Source organism: Pseudomonas sp. P5_A12 (assembly GCF_056400685.1).
In genome coordinates, this window is sequence record NZ_JBFUKU010000379.1 from 1 (window position 1) to 4,266 (window position 4,266).

Consider the following 4,266-nt stretch of genomic DNA (forward strand, 5'->3'; position numbering starts at 1 on the left):
GTGACGAGCAGCGGGCAGACTTGCGGACGATAAAGCTCAGGCCCGAGGGCCTGAGTATTAAATCGTGCGGTACTTTACCGGAGAATTGAGGTTTACGCGGTTTCTACCGTCGGAAAACTCTTCACCAGTTCGTCCAAAGCTTTGAGCTGGGCCAGAAATGGCTCCAGTTTGTCCAGACGCAAGGCACAAGGGCCGTCGCATTTGGCGTTGTCCGGGTCCGGGTGGGCTTCGAGGAACAGGCCGGCCAGCGACTGGCTCATGCCAGCCTTGGCCAGGTCAGTCACCTGGGCACGACGACCACCGGCGGAATCGGAGCGACCACCAGGCATTTGCAGCGCGTGGGTCACGTCGAAGAACACCGGGTATTCGAACTGCTTCATGATGCCGAAGCCGAGCATGTCGACGACCAGATTGTTGTAGCCGAAGCTCGAACCGCGCTCGCAGAGGATCAACTGATCGTTACCCGCTTCCACGCACTTGCTCAGGATGTGTTTCATCTCGTGCGGTGCGAGGAACTGGGCTTTCTTGATGTTGATCACCGCGCCGGTCTTGGCCATCGCGACCACGAGGTCGGTCTGGCGCGACAGGAAGGCCGGTAACTGAATGATGTCACAGACTTCAGCGACGACTGCGGCTTGATCAGGCTCGTGGACGTCAGTGATGATCGGCACGCCGAAGGCTTGCTTGATGTCCTGGAAAATCCGCATGCCCTCTTCCAGGCCGGGGCCACGGTAAGAGGTCACGGAGGAACGGTTGGCCTTGTCGAAGCTGGCCTTGAACACATAAGGGATACCGAGTTTCTCGGTGACCTTTACGTACTCTTCGCAGACCTGCATCGCCATGTCGCGGCTTTCCAGCACGTTCATGCCACCGAAAAGCACCATTGGCTTGTCGTTGGCAATCTCGATATCGCCTACGCGGATGATCTTCTGCGCCATCGGATTTACGCCTTCTTCTGGTGTTGAACCAAAGCTGCTTTAACGAAACCGCTGAACAACGGGTGACCGTCGCGTGGTGTCGAGGTGAACTCAGGGTGGAACTGACAAGCGACGAACCATGGGTGATCCGGCGCTTCAACCACTTCAACCAGCGCGCCATCACCGGAACGACCGGAGATTTTCAGGCCGGCCGCCATGATTTGTGGCAGCAGGTTGTTGTTCACTTCATAACGGTGACGGTGACGCTCGACGATGACGTCTTTGGCGTAGCAGTCGTGCACCAGCGAACCCGGTTCCAGCAGGCAGTCCTGAGCGCCGAGGCGCATGGTGCCGCCCAGGTCGGACGACTCGGTACGGGTTTCGACCGCGCCGGTAGCGTCTTCCCATTCGGTGATCAGACCCACGACCGGATGGCCGCTGGCACGATCGAACTCGGTGGAGTTGGCGTCTTTCCAGCCCAGCACGTTACGAGCGAACTCGATCACGGCCACTTGCATGCCCAGGCAAATGCCCAGGTACGGAACCTTGTTTTCACGAGCGTATTGAACGGCGGTGATCTTGCCTTCCACGCCACGCAGACCGAAGCCGCCTGGTACGAGGATCGCGTCAACACCTTCCAGCAGCGCGGTGCCCTGGTTTTCGATGTCTTCGGAATCGATGTAGCGCAGGTTGACCTTGGTGCGGTTGCTGATGCCGGCGTGACTCATCGCTTCGATCAGCGACTTGTAGGCATCCAGCAGCTCCATGTACTTGCCGACCATCGCGATGGTGACTTCGTGCTCCGGGTTCAGCTTGGCGTCAACCACGGCTTCCCACTCGGACAGGTCAGCGCTGCCGCATTGCAGGCCGAAACGCTCGACGACGAAATCATCCAGGCCCTGGGAGTGCAGAATGCCCGGGATCTTGTAGATGGTGTCGGCGTCTTCCAGCGCGATCACCGCACGTTCTTCAACGTTGGTGAACTGCGCAATCTTGCGGCGCGAAGAGATGTCGATCGGGTGATCGGAGCGGCAGACCAGCACGTCTGGTTGCAGGCCAATGGAACGCAGTTCCTTGACCGAGTGCTGGGTCGGCTTGGTTTTGGTTTCGCCGGCAGTGGCGATGTACGGCACCAGTGTCAGGTGCATCAGCATCGCGCGTTTGGCGCCGACTTCGAAACGCAATTGGCGGATCGCTTCAAGGAACGGTTGCGATTCGATGTCACCCACGGTGCCACCGATCTCGACCATCGCCACGTCAGCATCGCCGGCGCCCTTGATGATCCGGCGTTTGATTTCGTCGGTGATGTGCGGGATCACCTGAATGGTGGCGCCCAGGTAATCACCACGGCGCTCTTTGCGCAGCACGTGCTCGTAGACACGGCCGGTGGTGAAGTTGTTGTTCTGGGTCATGGTCGTGCGGATGAACCGCTCGTAGTGGCCCAGGTCCAGGTCAGTCTCGGCGCCGTCGTGGGTGACGAACACTTCACCGTGCTGGAACGGGCTCATCGTGCCCGGGTCAACGTTGATGYACGGGTCCAGCTTCAGCATGGTGACCTTAAGTCCCCGCGCCTCCAGGATGGCCGCCAATGAAGCCGAGGCAATGCCTTTCCCCAATGAAGAAACAACACCGCCCGTGACGAATATGTAGCGCGTCATGAAAAACCCTAGAAGTCTGCGTTAAAGCGGTCCGAGCCGCCGGGGAAAGCGAAGGAAGGCCGAAGCCCCCGATCACCTGCATTAATCACAGTGCACCTTTCAAAAAAACCGCCGCGTTGGGACAGACCGGCAGATGAAACACCGGTACGTTGCTCGCTACACATTTTTTGGAATCGCCCAGCAAAGACTGCTTGGTAATCGGCAACTCCTGCAATTCAGGCGAATCCACAGAAGTTGTATCAAGAAGGGAGCGTAGTCTACCGGAAAGCCCCTTTCAGCTCAAACCTTGATCTTCGCTCGGTGGCAGCCAATGCAAATGCCAGCCTTCCTGCCCACTGCCATGCAAGCCCCGTACGTTGGCCACAGCCAGCAATTGGCCGTCGCGATAGACCAGCGGCAATCTGCCACGGGCAAAGGCCGGAACACCGAATTCATTGAGCAAACGCTTCAGGTCACGGTGGCCGCGCTCAGGTAAATACATGACCTCGCCACCCTCACGATAGCGGATTTGCAGCTGACCACCGGGGATTTGCCCGGTGAGCGTGAGCACGCCGTTCTCCGGCAACGCCAGCGACTTGGAAGGATCGGCCCATTGGACGGTAGGCGGCGGCTTGCATAGCCAACAGCCCGACAACCACCAAATCCGCCCCGCCGAACGATGCAGTTCGCCATCGGCCAGTCGCCAGACCGGGCGAGCATCACCGGTGGCATCGCGCAAATTGTCCCAACCCGACCAATGGTCGCTGTCCGGCAACCTGGTCAGCGATGTGAGCCAGTGGCTTAGCGCATTGCGTTGACGCGCAGCGGAAAGTTTTGCCACGGAAGCCAACGCCAGAGAGGGCACGCCCAACCAGTCGAAATCACTGACCGTAGTCGCTTCGGCCAGATCGATTTGCGCCAACTCATCAAGCAATGCCTGTGCTTCGCTCAAGTGCGCGGCGCTACGAGCCATGGTTGCCACTGCCTGGGGCCAGCGCTCGGTCAATACCGGGAACACCTGATGCCGCAGGTAGTTGCGAGAGAACTGCCGATCCTGGTTCGAAGGGTCTTCGATCCAACTCAGCTGATGAGCTGTTGCATAGGCTTCAAGTTCGGCGCGACTGACGTCCAGCAATGGCCGCATTAGATGGCCCCGCCCTAACGGACGCTGGCTCGGCATCCCCGACAAACCTCTCACCCCTGCCCCGCGCAACAGTCGAAACAAAAGGGTTTCAGCCTGATCGTCACGGTGCTGGGCGGTCAGCAGCAGTTCATTCGCCTGAGTGGCTTCCACGAATGCGCCGTAACGCGCATCCCGAGCGGCACGCTCAAGGCTGGCGCCGGGCTGAACTTGAACGTGAACTACCTGTAGCGGCACACCCAAGGCATCACAGACGGCCTGACAATGTGCCGGCCACGCATCGGCCGCCGCTTGAAGTCCGTGATGGACATGGATGGCGCTGAGCGCTGGCAGGGATTGGTTTTTTGCGAGGTGGGCGAGCAGGTGCAGCAGGACAGTGGAGTCGAGACCACCGCTGAACGCAATGCGCCAGGTGTTGGCATTGCGCCATGGTGCAAGCTCCAGCAAAAGACTGGCAGGCAAATCAATCATTGGCCGACTCATAGCGCTCCCTTTGCACAAAACAAATGTGGGAGCGAGCCTGCTCGCGATGGCGGCTTAACATTCAACTAAACTGTTGGCTGTTATACCG

General features: G+C 59.2%; 3 protein-coding genes. All 3 read right to left on the reverse strand.

The genetic code is table 11. The features are described from left to right. Positions 1-92: 92 nt before the first annotated feature. The 3 genes from kdsA to tilS all read right to left on the reverse strand — a co-directional run bounded on the left by kdsA (position 93) and on the right by tilS (position 4,178). Positions 93-938, reverse strand: a complete 846-nt coding sequence (gene kdsA / locus AC1DSG_RS28255) for a 3-deoxy-8-phosphooctulonate synthase (RefSeq protein WP_007949350.1) — start codon at positions 936-938, stop codon at positions 93-95. Positions 939-943: 5 nt separating this feature from the next. Beyond that, a complete protein-coding gene (locus AC1DSG_RS28260; protein WP_477793815.1) occupies positions 944-2,575 on the reverse strand; it encodes a CTP synthase in 1,632 nt (543 codons plus the stop codon). A 274-nt stretch (positions 2,576-2,849) separates the two neighbouring features. Beyond that, positions 2,850-4,178 carry a tRNA lysidine(34) synthetase TilS gene (tilS, locus tag AC1DSG_RS28265; protein WP_477793816.1) on the reverse strand — a complete coding sequence of 443 codons (1,329 nt, stop codon included), beginning with the start codon at positions 4,176-4,178 and terminating at the stop codon, positions 2,850-2,852. Positions 4,179-4,266 lie beyond the last annotated feature (88 nt).

Bases quoted from the DNA above. Each gene is read 5' to 3' on its own strand.
- kdsA (WP_007949350.1), bottom strand. From the start codon at position 938: ATGGCGCAGAAGATCATCCGCGTAGGCGATATCGAGATTGCCAACGAC.
- tilS (WP_477793816.1), bottom strand. From the start codon at position 4,178: ATGAGTCGGCCAATGATTGATTTGCCTGCCAGTCTTTTGCTGGAGCTT.